Here is a 17,445-nt window from a genome sequence, read left to right as displayed (position 1 = left end):
AGCCCGGTGCGTTTGGGAGGTCCCTACGCACCGGGCTGTGGATAAATCACGAGCTGTGGACAACTTCGCGTTCGACGACGAGCTTGTCGGTGGCGTCGTCCACACTCACCTTCACCGTGTCGCCGTCGGCGACCGAACCGGACAGGAGTTCCTTGGCCAGGCTGTCGCCGATGGCCTGCTGGATCAGCCTGCGCAGCGGTCGCGCGCCGTAGGCCGGGTCGTAGCCGCGCACCGCCAGCCACTGCTTGGCCTCCTCGGTGACATCGAGGGTCAGCCTGCGCTGCGAGAGCCGTTTCTGCAGCTGACGCAGGTTGATGTCGACAATCGACTCCAGTTGCTTGGCGTCGAGCGCGTGGAACATCACCACGTCGTCGAGCCGGTTGATGAACTCCGGCTTGAACGCGCGCCGCACCGCCTCCATCACCTGATCGCGGTCGCCACCGGCGCCGAGATTGGAGGTGAGAATGAGGATCGTATTGCGGAAGTCGACCGTGCGCCCCTGGCTGTCGGTGAGCCTGCCCTCATCGAGAACTTGCAGCAAAATATCGAAGACGTCCGGGTGCGCCTTCTCGATCTCGTCGAACAGCACCACCGAATACGGTCGCCTGCGCACCGCTTCGGTGAGCTGGCCGCCCTGGTCGTAGCCGACATATCCGGGCGGCGCGCCGACGAGGCGAGCCACCGAGTGCTTCTCGCTGTACTCGCTCATGTCGATGCGGACCATGGCGCGTTCGTCGGCGAACAGGAAGTCGGCCAGCGATTTCGCCAGCTCCGTCTTGCCGACACCGGTCGGGCCGACGAACAGGAACGAGCCGGTCGGACGGTTCGGATCGGCGACACCGGCGCGCGCCCTGCGGACCGCGTCCGACACGGCCTGCACCGCTTCCTCCTGCCCCACGACGCGCCCCGCGACCTCGCTTTCCATCCGCAGCAGCTTGGCGGTCTCGCCCTCGAGCATGCGCCCGACCGGCACCCCTGTCCACGCCGAGACGACGTCGGCGATGTCGTCGGGAGTGACCTCCTCGTTGAGCATCATCTCGCCGCTGGCGGCGGTGCCACTGGCGGCTTCGGCGGCGGCGAGTTCCTTCTCCAGCGCCGGGATCTTGCCGTAGCGCAGCTCGGCGGCCTTGCCCAGATCGCCGTCACGCTCGGCCCGCTCGGACTCCCCGCGCAGCGCCTCGAGCTGCTCCTTGACCCCGCGCACCGAGTCGATCGCGTTCTTCTCGTTCTGCCAGCGCGTGGTGAGCTGGCCAAGCTTCTCCCGGTCGTCGGCGAGTTCCTGACGCAGCTTCTCCAGGCGCTGCTTCGACGCGGCGTCGGTCTCCTTCTCGAGCGCCACCTCCTCGATCTCGAGGCGGCGCACCGCCCGTTCCACCTCGTCGATCTCGACCGGCCGCGAGTCGATTTCCATGCGCAGCCGCGAAGCCGATTCGTCGATCAGGTCGATCGCCTTGTCGGGCAGGAATCGTGAGGTGATGTAGCGGTCCGAGAGCGTCGCCGCCGCCACCAGCGCGGAGTCGGTGATCCGCACGCCGTGGTGCACCTCGTAGCGCTCCTTGATGCCGCGCAGGATGCCGATGGTGTCGGCCACCGACGGCTCGCCGACCAGCACCTGCTGGAATCGCCGTTCGAGCGCGGCGTCCTTCTCGATGTACTTGCGGTACTCGTCGAGGGTGGTCGCGCCGACCAGGCGCAGCTCGCCGCGGGCCAGCAGCGGCTTGATCATGTTGCCCGCGTCCATCGCCGAGTCGCCGGTGCCGCCTGCGCCGACGATGGTGTGCAGCTCGTCGATGAAGGTGATGATCTCGCCCGCGCTGTTCTTGATGTCGTCGAGCACGGCCTTGAGCCGCTCCTCGAATTCACCGCGATACTTCGCGCCCGCCACCATCGCGCCGAGGTCGAGCGAGACAACCTTCTTGTTGCGCAACGACTCCGGCACATCGCCTTCGATGATGCGCCGCGCCAGACCTTCGACGATGGCGGTCTTGCCGACGCCGGGTTCGCCGATGAGGACAGGGTTGTTCTTGGTGCGCCTGCTCAGCACCTGGACCACGCGACGGATCTCGGTATCGCGCCCGATGACCGGATCGAGTTTGCCCGCGCGGGCCGCTTCGGTGAGGTCGGTGGAGTACTTCTCCAGAGCCTGGTAGCTGGCTTCCGGGTCGGGGCTGGTGACGCGGGCGCTGCCGCGGACCGTGGCGAACGCGTCGCGCAATGCCTCCGGGGTGGCGCCGTGCTTGCGCAGCAGCTTCGCCACGTCGGAATCGCCGTCGGCCAGTCCGACCAGCAGGTTCTCGGTGGAGACGTACTCGTCGCCGAGTTCGGTGGCCAGTCGCTGAGCGGCCGTGATCGCGGCCAGGGACTCCCGGCCGAGCTGGGGTGTGGTGGTGGCGCCGGTGGCCCGCGGCAGTTTGTCGGCGATGTCGCCCGCCTCGCGTTCGACGGTCGCCGGGTCGACACCGATGGCTTTGAGCAGCGGTGCGGCGATGCCGTCGGTCTGGTCGAGCAACGCCACCAGCAAGTGCGCCGGACGGATCTCCGGATTGCCTGCGGCGGAAGCGGCCTGCAGAGCGGCGGTCAGCGCCGCCTGCGTCTTGGTGGTGGGATTGAACGAGTCCACGAATCTCCTTGTGTGTGTCCGGTATCGACTTGTTCAACGCTCACAAAGTTGAGTCTGTTCCGCTCAACTCTAAAAATTTTCACGGACTTCGAATCCGCGCTTCACGGTACGCCGCGACACCACCGAAGACGACCAATCACCGCATGTCGAACGGCTATCCGCCTAGGATTGCGATGCCCGGCTCACCCCCGATGCGAGGAGTTCACCCCCATGCGCGCGATCGTGGTTCAGAAGTTCGGCGCCACACCCGAGCTCGCCGATGTCCCGGTTCCCGACGCGGGTCCCGGTGAGGTTCAAGTGGCGCTCGACGCGGCCGGGGTCAACCCGTTCGACCTGAAAATGGCCGACGGCATCCTGGAGGGCAAGATGCCCACCGACTTCCCGATGATCCTCGGCGTCGACGGCGCGGGCACCGTCTCGGCGATCGGCACGGGCGTCACCAAGTTCAAGGTCGGCGACAAGGTGGTCGGCAAATTCCTGACCGCGCCGGCGGGACACGGCAGTTGGGCGCAGTACGCCACGGTCCCCGAGGACGCGACCCTCGTCCCCATCCCCGACGGCGTCACCACGGTGGCCGCGGCGGCGTTGCCGGTCGCCGGGGTGACGGCCCAGGATCTGGTGGACGCCGCGCATATCCAGCCCGGCCAGACGGTACTGATCGTGGGCGCGACCGGCGGTGTGGGTTCCTTCCTCGTCCAGCTCGCCAATATCGCCGGCGGCCATGTGATCGCGACCGCCCGCGGCGACGCCACCGACCAGGTCGCGCGCCTCGGCGCCGCCGAGACCGTCGACTACACCCAGATCCGCCCCGCCGACCCGAATGCCGTCGACCCCGACCCGGCCACCCGCCAGGACTCGAGCATCACCGACGCCGTCCGGTTCACCCACCCCGACGGCATCGACGTCCTGTTCGACCTGGTCAGCTCCGCGGGCGATTTCGCCTCGCACGCCACGCTCGTCCGGCGCGGCGGACACGCCTACTCTACGATCTGGGCAGCCGACGAAGCCGTGCTGCGCGACCGCGACATCACCGGCGGAAACTTCGAATCCAAAGGCCGCTCACCGGAATTGAGCCGCCTGCTGTCGCGGGTCTCCGCCGGTGATGTGGTGGTGCCGGTGCAGATGACGGTCCCGCTGGAGGCCGCTCCCGCCGTCCTCGGCCAGGGCAGCGCACGCGGAAAAACCGTCCTCGCCATCTGATCCACGGCCGGCCGACAGCTTCCTGGCGTTCCTGCGAAATGCTGGCCATATCCACCGCGAACTTCGCGAAGCGACGGCGGCGATGCGACCCGATCGGCGATGACCGGCTCAGCGGGGGAGGTAGGTGCCGGTGCGGGCCTTGGTGGCTGTGGTGGTGAGGATGGTGGCGAGGGTGGATTGGATTCGGGTGGGGGTGGTGGGTTTGGCGATGAAGGTGGTTTCGCCGTAGAAGACGTAGCGGCCGTCGCCGGGGATGTCGTGGAGCTGGAAGTCGTCGCGGCCTTCGGTGTGGCGGTTGTCGACGCTGCCGTGGGCGTAGACGCCGATGTGGGTGAGGGTGGTGGTGGGTTTGGCCAGGAAAGATTCGAGTTGTTCCCGGGGGGTGGGGTTCCAGCGGTCGCGGACGTGCGGGCGAGGGGCCGCGAGTTCTGCCGCGGTGACCCGGATTTCGCGGCCCTTGCCGGGGGCGACTTTGGGGAGGGTGGACAGGACAGCGGCGGCCAGGGCGTCGGGGTCGCAAAGGTGGAGGGTGATGTCGCCGGGGTTGGTTTCGTCGCCGGGAGCTTGGACGGCAAGGGAGGCGTAGGTGTCGCGGGTGCCGCCGTGGGCCCGGATCGTTTTGACGCCCTTGGACGCTCCCGCCACTTCGACGCGGGCATGCGGGGCGAGCAGGGCGGCCATGGCGCGGTCGAGATCACTGTCGAACTCGGCCATCAAGTTCTCCGCGGCCTTGCTGCGCAGACGCAGGACCTCGGCGTGGGTGTCGACGTCGGTATGGCGGTGATGCAAGGGGTACGGGAGGACGTCGCGGCCCGCGGCTTCCCACAGGGTGCGGAAATCTAACGCGGTGAAATGCCAGGTACGCACGGGAGATCTACTCTGTTCCATCAGGATTGGCGACTAGTCGGCGCCGATGACCGGCGGGACCATCTTGGGCAGGGTGTCCAGACCGGTGAGTTCGTCACCGTTCTCCTGAGTGATGAGGTAGTCGGGGATTCCCTTGGTCGATTCGTCGTCCTTGCCGCCACCCTTGCCCGCGCCGGGACTCATCATGCCCGGCATGCCGGAACGGCCCGCTGTGCCCGTGCCGGTTCCACGGCCCCCGGCGCCGCCGGCAGACGTCGGACTGCCGGCCACCGCGCCACCCGGCGTTCCCGCGCCCGGTGTGCCCGCACCCGGCGACCCACCGCCGGGCGAGCCCGCACCACTCGGTGATCCGGACGGCGAGCCCGAACCGGGGACGGTCGCGCTCGGGGTGGTCGAGGCGGGAGTCGTCGAGCCCGGCTCCGTCGACTCGGGAGTGGTCGATTCGGGAGTGGTCGAATCGTCGGTCGAGTCGTCGGTGTCGTCCGGGTCGGTGGTGGGAGTGGTCGACGCCGGAGTGGTGGGCTGCGTCGTCGTGGACTGGGTGGTCGGCTGCGTTGTCGAACCCTGCGTCGTGGATTGTGTTGTGCTGACCTTTGTTTCGGGTTGGCCGCCGCCGTCTTCGATGGTCTTCGGGATGGGGATCACCGGGACCTTGTTGTCGGATTCGTAAATCACAGGGGCGTAGACGGTTTGGAGGATACGAACGGCTTCGACGCGCGCGTTCTCTTGCGCGACATCGTCATTGCGCCACCCACGTCCGGTGAGCAGGGCGCCGACATTGTCGAGACCGCTGCGGTGCTCGGGCTCGTGGGGGACGAGACGTTTTGTCGGCTCGAGGCCGGTGCGGAGTTCGTCCAGTTTGGTGCTGGTGAGCGCGGCGGCGGTGGTGACCTTTTTTCCCGTGGTGTCGTATGCCGCAACTGTCTGCGCGGCCGCGCTCGCTGCGGAACCTGCCCAGACGTCGGGGGACATGCCCCGTGTTATTTGCTTGCGGAACTCGTCCAGGGAAGTGCTGTTGCGCGTGGAGATTTCGTTCCAGGCGCCGATCAGGTCGTTGACAGCGTTGAGATCGATCTTGTCGACCTTGGCGCGCAGCTCCTCGACAGTGCCGGGGAACAGGTCGTTCCTCGTCACCACAGTCGGGCGGTAGTCACCGTCAAAACCGAGATCGCCGGCCTTCTGGCGGTTGCGATCACGCTGGGTGTTGTACTGGTTCTGGATATCAGCGATTTCGGAGCTGTCGAGTTCTCCGTCGTCGCCCGAGAACGGGGACATGACGAAGTTTCGGAGGTTGCCGAGTAGGTCGACGCCGCTGATGCTCTGCATGCCGGTCATTCAGCTCACCTGCCCAGTGACGTAGTCGAGAGCGTTGGCGTTTTCGATGTCTTTGCCCGCAATGCGTTTGAAGGAGATGGAGAAGACCTCGCGCAACTGCTTCACCGCCTCGATGTCCTTGAGGATGACCTCGTAGATCGAGTTCGGATCGTTGCCGGCTTGAGCACGGAACTTCGCCTCGAGCTGTCTGGCAATGTCGAAATCACCGAAACCGCTTACGTTCTGGGCTCGCTGAGAAGTGATCAGCATTTTGTCGAGATCGGTCAGCCGCTGATCACATGCCTTGAACATGTGATAGGCCGCCGCCTCGTCGTTCAAGTAGACCTCGCCTGCACGAGCCTGCGACAAAAGCGTGCTGTAAGCCGTCGTATCAGCCATTTGCCCTCCCTGCTATCGAGGGAAGGTCGGGACGAGCGCGCTTGCCGCGTTGTTCAGGTAGACGCACGGTTCCTCGAGGCCGTCAAGGCTGGCACGATTCATAACCTCGAGTTGCACCACCCCGCCCTGAGTCGCGAAGACCACGTCGCAGATCAGGTTGCGAGAATCGCCCGCGACCTTGAACTTCCTTCCGGGGCGACCAGCCACGGTGACATCAGTGAAATCAACGTTGCCCGGCTTGGCCTCGAACTCCGCGAGGGACTTAGCAGATGTGTAGACCGTCAATCCGTACTTGGGGGCCATCCATCCACAGATCTCCCACCCCGACTGCGGAACCCCCGCGACACCCTTCTCCTCCGTAGCCGGATCAACCCCAGCCTCACTCAACACAGCATCCGAAATCTCCGTGCACGGATTCCACAACACCGGTTTGGCCGTGGTCGTCGCCCCCTTCGACGTCGACTCCCCCGAGTCGCACCCGACCAGCCCGACAACCGCCAAACCGGCAACCACCATCGCCGTACCTGCGCGTTTCATCCCCACCCCTTCCGGCCGAGTACTGCCTTGACCAGGCACATTAGCACGGTCAACCGACCAGAGCCGGGGCCGCGTAGGTTGTCGGAGCATGAGCGAACTTCGACTTTCGGCGCCGTTCGACGGGCGTAGTCCCGAGGGCAAACCGGTGGTGAACCGGTCGGCGGTGGACTCCGATATCCAGGATCGGGTGCTGTCCTACCTCGAGCACGCGCCGGTGATTCTGAGCGCCCGCGGCCACGACGCCGACGAGTTCGACCCCACCCGGCGCGACGTGCCGTTGAACTTCCACACCGACGGCACATTCGTCTGGCCGGGCGCTGTTCCCTACTACCTGCGCAAGTACGGGCTGCCGCCGGAGGCCGCGCTGGTCCAGCACATCGTGGGCAAGGGGTTCGAGATCGGGGAGGTCGACGAAGGGGCACGGCAGGCGGCGGTGCGGAGGGTCACCGGCTGACGCGGTTTCAGCTCAGGCTGCGTGGCAGCGCTTCCAGGCCGGGGCCACGCAGGTTCGCCACGGCGGCCGACCTGCCGGTCATCAGCAGCAGGAGGTCGAGGATGGGGCCGTGTACCGGAGTGCCTGCGCCCGTTGACCATTCGATGTCGTCGGCGGCGAGGTGCAGGCCGCGGAGGTGACGTTTCGCCCAGAAGGGCCAGCCCATCGTCCACACCCGCTGTGCGGCGACGGCGGCCGCGCGCGGAGTCACGTCGATGGTGCGGCCGAGTGGGCGGGCGATGTCCTGGGCGTGGACGATCACGTCGAAGAAGATGTTGCGGTAGTTGGTCACGGCAGGCAATCGGCGCGATGCCGCGTGGGCGCGGATCTCGCCGGCCAGGTCGGGGCGATCCGAACAGCGCACCGCGGCGTCGTGATTCATTCGGTGGAAGCGGCCGCCCGCGCGGATTCCCATCCGGATCATCGCAGCCGGGCCGGGTGGCTGCGGCGCCATCGCCAGATGCGCGGCCACGTCGCGCACCCGCCAGCCCGCGCACAGCGACGGCGACTCCCATTCGGCCGGGGTCAGGTCGTCGAGTAGGTCGGCTACGGCACGGCGCTGCTGTTCGATGACCTGCCACTGCTGCTCACGATCCATCATCGACCTCCGGATTTAGTCAGCCTATCTGACCAATATAGTCAGATACACTGACCGAAACAAGGAGGAGAGCGTGGACGAACCGAACCTGGGCCTACTCCTGTTCGTCCCCTACCGCGAGATGGAACGCCGGGTGTTCGCGGCGCTCACCGCGGGCGGTCACGCCGATCTCACCCCGGCCAAGGCCCGCCTGGTCGCGCGGATCGGCACCAACGGCTCCCGCCTCACCGACCTCGCCGCCCAGGCCCAGGTCACCAAACAGACCGCGAGCACCCTCGCCGACCAGCTGGTCCGCGCCGGCTACCTCGAGCGCGTCCCCGATCCCACCGACGGCCGCGCCCGCCTTCTCCGCCTCACCCCCACCGGTCGGGCCGCCGCCGACCTCGCCAACCGCACCGCCGATGAGGTTCAGGCCGAATGGATCTCCCACCTGGGCAAACGAGCCGCCGCCGAGCTACGGAAAACGCTCACCGTGCTCCGGGAAGTCACCGACCCTTACGCGTGAAGCAGGCCGGCGAGTCGGAGCCTTCCGCTGCTCCGCGCGCAGCACAACGGGCCGAGTTGCGCGCTACCAGCTTCGACGCACCGCCGCCTTGGAACCGGTCATCAAGCTGTTCGCCGGGACGTCGTCAGCGACGACCGCACCCGCGGCGATCACGGCGTCGCGACCGATGCTGACGCCGGGCAGAATCATCGCGCCCGCGCCGATCCACACGTTGTCCGCCACGTCGATCGGCGCACCGGTGAGGAATCGGCGCCGTTCCTCCGGATCGACGGGATGGCCCATGGTGATGAAGGTGGCCTTCGGGCCGACCATCACGCCCCGGCCCAACCGGATTCCGGCGTAGTCGAGGAACGTGCAGCCCTGATTGATGAACACGCGCTCGGCCAGGTCCAGGTTCAGTCCGTGATCGGTATAGAACGGCGGGTAGACCGTGAGACCCGCCGGGAGCGGGCGGCCGAGGATCTCCCCCAGCAGCGCCGCCTTTCCGGTCTCGTCGTCGAAGGGCAGCCCGTTGAGACGGGAGGTCAACGCGCTGACCTGCAGAACTCGCTCGTGCATCGCCGTGAACTCGGCCCCCAGAACCCGTTCACCCCTGGCCAGAAGTTCGGGATCGTGAATCTCCATGAAGTTGTCGCTCGCCATCCCTCGATTCTCACGCACCTGCGCGCACGACCCGCAAGATCACCGACGCGTATCGATGATGGGGAGATCATGCTGATCGGCGACGGGGGGTTTACGATCCGTGCGGCTGGGAACGGCGTGACGAGCATCCCTGCACCGAGACGACGGTTTCGGGGGATACTGGGGAGGGCGGCACCGACGGGTGAGCCACATTGCGGCAATTGCAGAGAAATGGAGCTTGACGACGTGGATGCGCGTTCGCTTGCGCTGGTCCGCGCCGATTTCCGCGGGGTGTCGGAGACACCCGGTGGGTCCGAGCGGCTGATCAGCGCTTTCTACGGTCACCTGTTCGCGCAGGATCCGAGGTTGCGTGAGCTGTTTCCGCCTGCCATGGACATGCAGGCCAAGCGGATCACGACGGCGGTGCAGTTCGTCCTCGACCATCTCGAGGACTTCGAACGCGCGCAACGCTTCCTCGAGCAACTTGCCCGCGACCATCGCAAATACGGGGTCGAAGCCGACCACTACGACATGGCCGGACGCGCGCTGCTCGCGGCACTGCGAACCTTTCACGGCAATCGCTGGACCAGAGAGCTCGACGAGGGCTGGCGTGACATCACGCTGCTGATCTCGGCGTCGATGGCGATCGGCGCCAACGAGGACACCTCGCAGCCGTACTGGGACGCGACCGTGGTGGGTCACCGTCGAGTGCTCGACGATCTGGCGATCGTGCGATTACAGGCCGACGGGCCCATACCGTTCAAGGCCGGACAGTATGTGCCGGTCGCGGTGCCGCAGCGGCCGAATATGTGGCGCTACTTCTCCCCCGCCATCCCCGCGAACCCGTATGGCGAGATCGAATTCCATGTGCGGCGGATCAGCGGCGGCTGGGTGAGTCCGGCGATCGTCAACGACACCAAGGTCGGGGACCGGTGGAAGATCGCCGGGCCGCTCGGTGGGTTGCACGTGGACCGGGAGTCGGGCCGCGACGTGCTGATGATCGGCTCCGGCACGGGCATCGCGCCGTTGCGGGCGCAGCTGATCGAGATGAGCCAGCGCGGGATCAATCCGCGCGTGCACTTCTTCATCGGCGGGCGCTATCCCGGCGACCTCTACGACGTGGACAACATGTGGCAGCTCTCGCAGTCCAACCCGTGGCTGACCGTGGTACCGGTCTGCGAGGAACACACCAATCCCTGGTGGTATCCCCAGGATTCGGGTGAGACGCCGATGGGCATGCCGCGCCGCCTGGTCGGTAATCTGGGAGCGGTGGTGACCAGCTTCGGCGCGTGGTCGGACCGTCAGATCCAGATCGCGGGATCGCCGTCGATGATCGCCAACACCCGTTACGCGCTCCAGCGGGCCGGTACACCGACCGAGATCATCGCCGCCGACCCCGTCTGAACCCGCCCGCGACATCGCGAAAGAGGCTGATGAGCAACGCTTTTCCTGACCCCGCCTGGACGGCGACCGTCGTCGGTCACCACCGCTTGCGCCACGACCTCGCCGTGATCCGGCTGATCGGCGATTTCGTGCCGTTCGAAGCGGGCGGTTCGGTGGAGGTCGAGGTGCCGCAGCATCCGGGCGTGCGGCGGCGGTTCTCCCCCGCGCTGCCGCCCTCGCTGGACGGCAAGCTCGAGTTCCATGTGCGCACGGTGCCCGGTGGGTGGTGTTCGAGTTCCATCGTCACCGACACCAAACCCGGTGATCAGTGGCGAATCAACGCGCCCCACGGGGTTCTCGCGGTCGATCCCGACGCTGTCGAGGTGGTGATGATCGCCGGCGGTACCGGGCTCGCGCCGATGCGCGCCCAGATCCTGGACCTGGCCCGTCGCGACACTCCGCCGCGCACCTATCTGTTCTTCGGTGGCCGCTCGCCCCGCGACCTCTACGCCAACGACATGTTGTTCCTGCTGTCGGGCGAATTGCCATGGCTTTCCGTCATTCCGGTTGTCGAGAGCCCGGATGACCCCGCGGTACGCGATGAATGGCACGAACAGACTCGCTCCGATGTGGGTTTCAGCCCCGAGGAAATGCTCCACGGCACCCTCGCCGATGTCGCCGCCGCGCACGGCCCCTTCACCAAGCACCAGGTCCTGGTCTGCGGTTCGCCCGCGATGGTCCGCACCACCGTCGACCGCCTGATCGAAGCGGGAACTCCCCCGGCCAACATCATCTCCGAAGGCGCCTGAGGACCGGTTTCGCGACGGGCCCCGTGGTCAGAACAAGGGGTCGTGGCGGATCGACTGGGCCTGGGTGCCTGCCGCCATGAGGCGGAACTTGGTGGTCTGGACCATCGAGGGGGAGCCGACGATCTGGACATCGCGGTCTGCCCACGGTCCGTAGCTGGCGACGACCTTGCCGATTTGACCGGTCATGCGGGGTTCCAGGCCGGGTAGATCCGGCTGGGGTTCGCCGGAGTCGTAGTACCACCAGGGGTTTTCGTCACTCTCGGTGACGGGGGTGACGGTGAGCCATTTGTTGGCGATGGCGAGTTGGCTCAGGACCTGGAGGTCGTAGAGATCGCAGGGGTGGTGGCCGCCGACGAACAGGTGGACCTTCGGGTTGACCCGGCGCTGGGCCATCGCCATGATCTGCGCGCGCAGGGGGGCGATGCCGGTGCCACAACCGACCATCAGCATCTTGCGTTTGGTGTTGCGCGGCACGCCCAGGCCGCCGAGAGGCGAGCCGAGCGCCCACTGATCACCGACGGCGGTGTGCGCGACCATGGCGGGGCTGACCCAGCCGCCGAGCACGCCGCGAACGTGGAACTCGATCTCGCCGTTGGGATTGGCCGGGTTCGCGGGCGAGAGATAGCGCCACATCCGCGGCCGCGAGGGAATCTGCACGCTGAGATACTGACCGGCGGCGTACTGCATCGGCACGTCGAGCTGGACCCGGACGATCGAGAGATTGCGCAGCACCTCGCGATGTTCGACGACGGTGCCCGTCCAGGTAGCCGGGGTGGTCTCCTTGTCGGCGGCGCTGATCATCGCGCCGCTGATGGTGGCCAGACCTTCGTCCCATGCGCTGGCGACCTCGTCGGTCCACATCTCCGCACCGGCGAACAACCGCATGGCGGATTTCAGCGAGTTGGCCACGGCCACATAGTGCGCCGGTTGCACGCCGTATTTGCGATGGTCGCGCCCGAGCTGGGCCAGGAACGGCAGCAGCTTGTCGGGCTCCTCCAGCCGGTCGAGGGCGTAGGAGATCGCCGTGACGAGTCGGTCGCGCTGGGAGTCCATGGCAGCCGGGAAGTAGTCGCGGACACCGGGGTAGTCCGTGAAGAGGATCGAGTAGAACGACCTCGACAGCTTCTCGGGCCCACCTTCTTCCGCAGCAACCGCCTTGAACGTAGTACGGATCAAAGCGACAGTCCGCGAATCCATATGTGTCACAACCTCGTTTCGCCATCGAACGCTAGCCGCGCCGGCGAGTGACGGGCTGGGAGGACACTCGTCAGCAGCCGATGCGAGAAGTCTAGGCGAGGTTTGCCAGCTTAGGAATCGTACTCTTAAACATCACGCATGTAATTCGCGAAATACCAGGCGGTTCCCAGTAGTTTCTCATGAAAACATACCTGAAGCCCGTTAATTGAGGGTGAACAGCCGCTCACGATTCTCGAAACCACCGGGCGTATCAGGCAATTGGTGACCAATGGCCCTGGTAGAGCGACCCTTCCGCAACGTCGCCCGCAGGTGGCGATCCGACGCGCCGAGCCATGACACGCGGGGTCGGCGCACCGGAGTGGCTGGTCGCGGGCAGCGAATTGCCTTCCGATTGATCCGAATTCAGCATCCGGGCAGCAAACTTTTGGACGTCCACGGTGATAAATCCCCACCTCAGCGCGCCGCGACGCTACTTCCGATCAGCAAGATCACGAATAAGTGAGTTGCTGGAGAGTCACCAGCCGGTCGCCGGGGGTTGACCGGAGACGAACGAGCCCCCGGCTCGCATCCACCACAGCGGATGGGCGAACCGGAGGCTCGTCGAATCGAAGACGACTCAGCGCCGATGCCGTGGCTGCCACACCACGAGCGCGGTACTGCGTGCGGGCGGCGACAGATCGGGCCGGTAGCCCGCCCGCAACCGCTCCATCTCCGCGCTCATCTCCTCGACGCGCTGCTGCAACGCCTCCACCTGATTGGTGAGCTCGATGATGCGCTTGATGCCGGCGAGATTGACGCCCTCGTCCTGCGACAGGCGCTGCACCTCGCGCAGCACCTCGACGTCGCGGGCCGAATAACGGCGTCCGCCACCCGAGGTCCGTTGCGGGGTGACCAAACCCAGCCGGTCGTAGGTACGCAGCGTCTGCGCGTGCATCCCCGCCAGCTGAGCCGCCACCGAGATCATGAAGAACTCGGCACGCGCGGTCGCACCCGAAACAGACTTCGGATCATCGGACATCATCAAGCACCCGCCCATCCTGCACGCGGTTCGAAGCCACTGGCCTTCTCCGCCTCCTGATAGCGCTTGAGCGCATCGGTGGCGTCGGAGTCGAGCGATTGCGGCACCGCGACCTTCACCGTGACCAGCAGGTCACCGGCGCCGCCCGCCGCGCCGCGCTTGGGCACGCCACGACCACGGACTCGCAGGATACGCCCGTCGGCGGTACCCGCGGGCACCTTCACACCGACCCGGCCGTCCAGCGTCGGCACGGAAACCGTTGTCCCCAGAACCAATTCGCTGTAGCTCACCGGGAGCACCAGGGTGAGGTCGTCGCCTTGACGGCCGAAGACCTTGTCCTGGCTGACGTGCACGGTGACATACAAGTCGCCCGAAGGCGCACCGCGCAGACCCGCCTCGCCCTGACCGGCCAGCCGGATCTTCTGACCGTCACTGACGCCCGGTGGGATCCGGACGGTGATGGTGCGGGTGCGGTTCTGGATACCGGTGCCCGAGCAGTCGGTGCACGGGTCGTCGATGATCGACCCGGTGCCGCGGCAGTCGTCGCAGGGCTCGCTGAAACCGAACGCGCCCTGATTGCGGCTGACCACGCCCGCACCGTTGCAGTGCGGGCACACGCGCGGGCTGGTGCCCGGCTTGGCACCGCTGCCGTGACAGGTGGTGCACGGCGAGGGACTCGTCATCCGCAGCGGAACGGTGACGCCCTGGGCGGCCTCACGGAAACCCAGGGTCGTCTCGGTCTCCACGTCGGAGCCGCGGCGCGGACGAGCCGCCGCCCGGCCACCGCCGCCACCCCGGTTGAACAGCCCGCCCAGCAGATCGCCGAGCCCGCCGTCGCCCGCGGCGCCGGTACCACCGGCCTGACCGAAGATGTCACCGATGTTGAAGTCCTGCGAGAAGCCGCCGCCGGCACCGGGATTGAACCCGCCGCCGCCGTAGGCTCGTCCGCCACCGCCGCCGCCCGCGAACATGCGGCGCGTCTCGTCGTACTCCTTGCGCTTGGCAGGATCCGACAGCACCGCATTGGCTTCGCTCACGGACTTGAACCGCTCCTCGGCCTTGGTGTCACCCGGGTTGGAGTCCGGGTGCAGGTCGCGGGCGAGCTTGCGGTATGCCTTCTTGATCTCGTCCTGCGAGGCGCCGGAGGAGACACCCAGCTCCTTGTAGAAGTCCTTTTCGATCCACTCCCGTTGGCTCACCGGGCATCTCCTCCTTTCGCGTTCTTATTGACTGTCGCCGGCATCCGGATCCGATGCCCCCGCGGCCTCGGCATCGGTTACCCCGACCAGCGCGTGCCGAAGCACCCGGTCGCCGAACCGATAGCCCTTGCGCATGACGATGCCGATCACCGGGTCGGCGCCCGAACCCTCGTGCTGCACGGCCTCGTGCAGCGTGGGGTCGAACGGGTCACCGGTGGCACCGAATTCGACCAGACCCTGCTTGGTGAGCGCGGTCTCGAGCTTGTCGGCGACGGACTTCAGCGGGCCGGAATCGAGGTCGCCGTGCGCCCTCGCCCGATCCAGATCGTCCAGCACCGCGAGCAATTCGGTGACCACCGACGCCTTGGCGGCGTCGATGTTGGCCTGACGGTCACGCTCGACGCGGCGGCGGTAGTTCGCGTATTCCGCGGTCAACCGCTGCAGGTCGGCCGTGCGCTCGGCCAGCTCGTCGTGCTCCGGCTCGACAACTTCGGCGTCGAGGGCGGAGTCCGCCGTGGCGGCCTCCGCGTTCTCGTCCGCAGTGTCGTCCAGGATTTCCTCGACCAACTCCTGCTCCGAGGAGTTCGCCTCGGTCACTTCTTGTCCGTGTCGACCGGCTCGTCCACGACCTCCGCGTCGACGACCTGATCGTCATCGGCCTGGCTGGGGCCCGCGCCGTTGCCGGACTGCGCGTCGGCGGCGGCACTGGCCTCGTAGATCGCCTGGCCCAGGGCCTGCGACTCGGTGGCCAGCTTCTCCACGGCCGACTTCACCGCGGAGATATCGGTGCCCTCGAGCGCCTGCTTGGCCTCGGCGACCGCGTTCTCCACCTTCGCCAGCTGATCGGCGGAGACCTGTGCGCCACCTTCGCTCAGCTTCTGCTCGTTGATGAACTTCTCGGTCTGGTGCACCAGCGACTCGGCCTGGTTGCGGGTCTCGGCCTCTTCACGGCGCGCCTTGTCGTCGGCGGCGTGCGCCTCGGCGTCGGCGACCATGCGGTCGATCTCTTCCTTGGACAGACCGGAGCCGTCCTGGATCTTGATCTTGTTTTCCTTGCCGGTGCCCTTGTCCTTCGCGGTGACGTGCACGATGCCGTTGGCGTCGATGTCGAAGGTGACCTCGATCTGCGGCACGCCGCGCGGGGCCGGGGGCAGACCGGTGAGCTCGAAGGAGCCCAGCAGCTTGTTGTGCGAGGCGATCTCGCGCTCACCCTGGAACACCTGGATCTGCACCGAAGGCTGGTTGTCGTCAGCGGTGGTGAAGGTTTCCGAGCGCTTGGTGGGGATGGTGGTGTTGCGCTCGATGAGCTTGGTCATCACGCCACCCTTGGTCTCGATGCCAAGGCTCAGCGGGGTGACGTCGAGGAGCAGAACGTCCTTGACCTCGCCCTTGAGGACACCGGCCTGCAGCGCGGCGCCGACGGCGACGACCTCGTCCGGGTTCACGCCCTTGTTGGGCTCACGGCCGCCGGTCAGTTCCTTGACCAGCTCGGAGACGGCGGGCATCCGGGTGGAGCCACCGACGAGCACGACGTGGTCGATGTCGGCCACGTTCAGGCCCGAGTCCTTGATCACGGACTGGAACGGCGCGCGGGTGCGATCCAGCAGATCAGAGGTGATCTTCTGGAACTCCGAGCGGGTGAGCTGCTCGTCGAGGAACAGCGGGTTCTTGTCCGCGTCGACGGTGATGTAGGGCAGGTTGATCGAGGTGCTCTGGCCCGAGGACAGTTCGATCTTGGCCTTCTCGGCAGCCTCGCGCAGACGCTGCATGGCCATCTTGTCCTTGGTCAGGTCGATGCCCGAGGACGCCTTGAACTTGTCGACCAGCCAGGTCACGACGCGCTCGTCCCAGTCGTCGCCACCGAGGTGGTTGTCACCGGAGGTCGCGCGGACCTCGACGACGCCCTCGCCGATTTCCAGCAGCGAGACGTCGAAGGTGCCGCCACCGAGGTCGAAGACCAGGATGGTCTGCTCTTTGTCGCCCTTGTCCAGGCCGTACGCGAGCGCGGCCGCGGTGGGCTCGTTGACGATGCGCAGCACGTTGAGACCGGCGATCTGGCCGGCTTCCTTGGTGGCCTGACGCTGGGCGTCTTCGAAGTAGGCCGGGACGGTGATCACGGCGTCGGTGATCTCCTCGCCCAGGTAGGCCTCGGCGTCGCGCTTCAGCTTCATCAGCGTGCGCGCGGAGATCTCCTGCGGCGTGTACTTCTTGTCGTCGATCTCGACGTTCCAGTCGGTGCCGATGTGGCGTTTGACCGAGCGGATGGTGCGGTCGACGTTGGTGACCGCCTGGTTCTTCGCGGGCTGACCGACGAGAACCTCGCCGTTCTTCGCGAAGGCGACGATCGAGGGGGTGGTGCGCGAGCCTTCCGAGTTCGCGACGACGACCGGCTCGCCGCCTTCGAGCACGGCGACGACGGAGTTCGTGGTCCCGAGGTCGATTCCGACCGCACGAGCCATAGTGGTTTCCTCCTGTTTGACGTTCGGTTATTGCAACGCTGAGCGCAGTGGGCTCAATCCTGCCTTCGAGATCCACCGTGAGTCAACCCGAAGTTGAGTCAGGTTCGCTCATGTTGTTGATCAGCACAACCAGTAGCTGCGGCGATTCATTCCCGCCACCCGAAAAAATTTCCCGACCCCCGAGCCATTCTTGCCACGGGTGCGCTCAACTGCAGCCCCTGATGCG

General features: G+C 66.6%; 17 protein-coding genes. 5 read left to right on the top strand and 12 right to left on the bottom strand.

Annotated elements, in window-relative coordinates; translation table 11 throughout:
• Positions 1 to 46 precede the first annotated feature (46 nt).
• The gene (gene clpB, locus ACFTS5_RS21210) at positions 47 to 2,620 is read right to left on the bottom strand and encodes an ATP-dependent chaperone ClpB (protein WP_378633559.1); all 2,574 of its coding nucleotides are present in this window, start codon (positions 2,618 to 2,620) and stop codon (positions 47 to 49) included.
• Positions 2,621 to 2,830: 210 nt separating this feature from the next.
• Between clpB and ACFTS5_RS21205 the strand changes: the two genes are divergently transcribed.
• On the top strand, positions 2,831 to 3,820 hold the full coding sequence (locus ACFTS5_RS21205) for an NADP-dependent oxidoreductase (protein WP_378633556.1): 990 nt from the start codon (positions 2,831 to 2,833) through the stop codon (positions 3,818 to 3,820).
• 108 nt (positions 3,821 to 3,928) lie between these two features.
• On the opposite strand, the gene ACFTS5_RS21200 is transcribed toward ACFTS5_RS21205, so the two are convergent.
• From ACFTS5_RS21200 to ACFTS5_RS21185, 4 genes are read right to left on the bottom strand one after another with little or no spacing between them, the layout of a single operon-like run.
• Positions 3,929 to 4,687, bottom strand: a complete 759-nt coding sequence (locus tag ACFTS5_RS21200; protein ID WP_378633554.1) for an ESX secretion-associated protein EspG — start codon at positions 4,685 to 4,687, stop codon at positions 3,929 to 3,931.
• 33 nt (positions 4,688 to 4,720) lie between these two features.
• Entirely contained in the window at positions 4,721 to 6,022 is a 1,302-nt protein-coding gene (locus ACFTS5_RS21195) for a hypothetical protein (protein WP_378633551.1), read from the bottom strand.
• Positions 6,023 to 6,400 carry a hypothetical protein gene (locus ACFTS5_RS21190; protein WP_378633549.1) on the bottom strand — a complete coding sequence of 126 codons (378 nt, stop codon included), beginning with the start codon at positions 6,398 to 6,400 and terminating at the stop codon, positions 6,023 to 6,025.
• Between the two features lie 12 nt (positions 6,401 to 6,412).
• The gene (locus tag ACFTS5_RS21185) at positions 6,413 to 6,937 is read right to left on the bottom strand and encodes a DUF3558 domain-containing protein (RefSeq protein ID WP_378633547.1); all 525 of its coding nucleotides are present in this window, start codon (positions 6,935 to 6,937) and stop codon (positions 6,413 to 6,415) included.
• Positions 6,938 to 7,025: 88 nt separating this feature from the next.
• Between ACFTS5_RS21185 and ACFTS5_RS21180 the strand changes: the two genes are divergently transcribed.
• Positions 7,026 to 7,391, top strand: coding sequence for a hypothetical protein (locus ACFTS5_RS21180; protein ID WP_378633544.1), 366 nt, complete (start codon positions 7,026 to 7,028; stop codon positions 7,389 to 7,391).
• A 7-nt stretch (positions 7,392 to 7,398) separates the two neighbouring features.
• Here the strand turns inward: ACFTS5_RS21180 and ACFTS5_RS21175 are convergent, their stop codons facing one another.
• Positions 7,399 to 8,031, bottom strand: a complete 633-nt coding sequence (locus ACFTS5_RS21175) for a maleylpyruvate isomerase family mycothiol-dependent enzyme (protein ID WP_378633542.1) — start codon at positions 8,029 to 8,031, stop codon at positions 7,399 to 7,401.
• A 118-nt stretch (positions 8,032 to 8,149) separates the two neighbouring features.
• On the opposite strand from ACFTS5_RS21175, the gene ACFTS5_RS21170 reads away from it, so the two are divergent.
• Complete coding sequence (locus tag ACFTS5_RS21170; RefSeq protein ID WP_378634461.1) at positions 8,150 to 8,533, top strand: MarR family winged helix-turn-helix transcriptional regulator; 384 nt, start codon at positions 8,150 to 8,152, stop codon at positions 8,531 to 8,533.
• Between the two features lie 63 nt (positions 8,534 to 8,596).
• Here the strand turns inward: ACFTS5_RS21170 and ACFTS5_RS21165 are convergent, their stop codons facing one another.
• Positions 8,597 to 9,175 carry a DapH/DapD/GlmU-related protein gene (locus tag ACFTS5_RS21165; RefSeq protein ID WP_378633540.1) on the bottom strand — a complete coding sequence of 193 codons (579 nt, stop codon included), beginning with the start codon at positions 9,173 to 9,175 and terminating at the stop codon, positions 8,597 to 8,599.
• A 225-nt stretch (positions 9,176 to 9,400) separates the two neighbouring features.
• Here ACFTS5_RS21165 and ACFTS5_RS21160 point away from each other — a divergent pair, with 225 nt between their 5' ends.
• The gene (locus tag ACFTS5_RS21160; protein ID WP_378633538.1) at positions 9,401 to 10,558 is read left to right on the top strand and encodes an FAD-binding oxidoreductase; all 1,158 of its coding nucleotides are present in this window, start codon (positions 9,401 to 9,403) and stop codon (positions 10,556 to 10,558) included.
• A 29-nt stretch (positions 10,559 to 10,587) separates the two neighbouring features.
• Complete coding sequence (locus ACFTS5_RS21155) at positions 10,588 to 11,346, top strand: FAD-binding oxidoreductase (protein ID WP_378633535.1); 759 nt, start codon at positions 10,588 to 10,590, stop codon at positions 11,344 to 11,346.
• A 27-nt stretch (positions 11,347 to 11,373) separates the two neighbouring features.
• Here ACFTS5_RS21155 and ACFTS5_RS21150 read toward each other — a convergent pair whose 3' ends face one another.
• The 5 genes from ACFTS5_RS21150 to dnaK all read right to left on the bottom strand — a co-directional run bounded on the left by ACFTS5_RS21150 (position 11,374) and on the right by dnaK (position 17,219).
• On the bottom strand, positions 11,374 to 12,543 hold the full coding sequence (locus ACFTS5_RS21150) for an FAD-binding oxidoreductase (RefSeq protein ID WP_378633533.1): 1,170 nt from the start codon (positions 12,541 to 12,543) through the stop codon (positions 11,374 to 11,376).
• Between the two features lie 616 nt (positions 12,544 to 13,159).
• Entirely contained in the window at positions 13,160 to 13,561 is a 402-nt protein-coding gene (locus ACFTS5_RS21145; protein ID WP_378633530.1) for a heat shock protein transcriptional repressor HspR, read from the bottom strand.
• 2 nt (positions 13,562 to 13,563) lie between these two features.
• Positions 13,564 to 14,760 carry a molecular chaperone DnaJ gene (gene dnaJ / locus ACFTS5_RS21140; protein WP_378633528.1) on the bottom strand — a complete coding sequence of 399 codons (1,197 nt, stop codon included), beginning with the start codon at positions 14,758 to 14,760 and terminating at the stop codon, positions 13,564 to 13,566.
• A 24-nt stretch (positions 14,761 to 14,784) separates the two neighbouring features.
• Positions 14,785 to 15,357, bottom strand: a complete 573-nt coding sequence (grpE, locus tag ACFTS5_RS21135) for a nucleotide exchange factor GrpE (protein ID WP_378633525.1) — start codon at positions 15,355 to 15,357, stop codon at positions 14,785 to 14,787.
• Complete coding sequence (gene dnaK, locus ACFTS5_RS21130; protein ID WP_378633522.1) at positions 15,354 to 17,219, bottom strand: molecular chaperone DnaK; 1,866 nt, start codon at positions 17,217 to 17,219, stop codon at positions 15,354 to 15,356. The genes grpE and dnaK overlap by 4 nt, the downstream gene beginning before the upstream one ends.
• Positions 17,220 to 17,445 lie beyond the last annotated feature (226 nt).

Origin of the sequence: Nocardia sp. NPDC056952 (genome assembly GCF_042674185.1) — a bacterium.
Classification (GTDB): Bacteria; Actinomycetota; Actinomycetes; order Mycobacteriales; family Mycobacteriaceae; genus Nocardia.
The sequence above is the reverse complement of the archived record's forward strand: the minus strand, read 5'-3'. Positions and strand labels throughout refer to the sequence as shown.

Excerpts from the sequence above, each read along its gene's own strand:
- ACFTS5_RS21205 (WP_378633556.1), top strand. The coding sequence starts at position 2,831 with ATGCGCGCGATCGTGGTTCAGAAGTTCGGCGCCACACCCGAGCTCGCC.
- ACFTS5_RS21195 (WP_378633551.1), bottom strand. The coding sequence starts at position 6,022 with ATGACCGGCATGCAGAGCATCAGCGGCGTCGACCTACTCGGCAACCTC.
- ACFTS5_RS21190 (WP_378633549.1), bottom strand. The coding sequence starts at position 6,400 with ATGGCTGATACGACGGCTTACAGCACGCTTTTGTCGCAGGCTCGTGCA.
- ACFTS5_RS21185 (WP_378633547.1), bottom strand. The coding sequence starts at position 6,937 with ATGAAACGCGCAGGTACGGCGATGGTGGTTGCCGGTTTGGCGGTTGTC.
- ACFTS5_RS21180 (WP_378633544.1), top strand. The coding sequence starts at position 7,026 with ATGAGCGAACTTCGACTTTCGGCGCCGTTCGACGGGCGTAGTCCCGAG.
- ACFTS5_RS21175 (WP_378633542.1), bottom strand. The coding sequence starts at position 8,031 with ATGATGGATCGTGAGCAGCAGTGGCAGGTCATCGAACAGCAGCGCCGT.
- ACFTS5_RS21170 (WP_378634461.1), top strand. The coding sequence starts at position 8,150 with ATGGAACGCCGGGTGTTCGCGGCGCTCACCGCGGGCGGTCACGCCGAT.
- ACFTS5_RS21165 (WP_378633540.1), bottom strand. The coding sequence starts at position 9,175 with ATGGCGAGCGACAACTTCATGGAGATTCACGATCCCGAACTTCTGGCC.
- ACFTS5_RS21155 (WP_378633535.1), top strand. The coding sequence starts at position 10,588 with ATGAGCAACGCTTTTCCTGACCCCGCCTGGACGGCGACCGTCGTCGGT.
- ACFTS5_RS21150 (WP_378633533.1), bottom strand. The coding sequence starts at position 12,543 with ATGGATTCGCGGACTGTCGCTTTGATCCGTACTACGTTCAAGGCGGTT.
- ACFTS5_RS21145 (WP_378633530.1), bottom strand. The coding sequence starts at position 13,561 with ATGTCCGATGATCCGAAGTCTGTTTCGGGTGCGACCGCGCGTGCCGAG.
- dnaK (WP_378633522.1), bottom strand. The coding sequence starts at position 17,219 with ATGGCTCGTGCGGTCGGAATCGACCTCGGGACCACGAACTCCGTCGTC.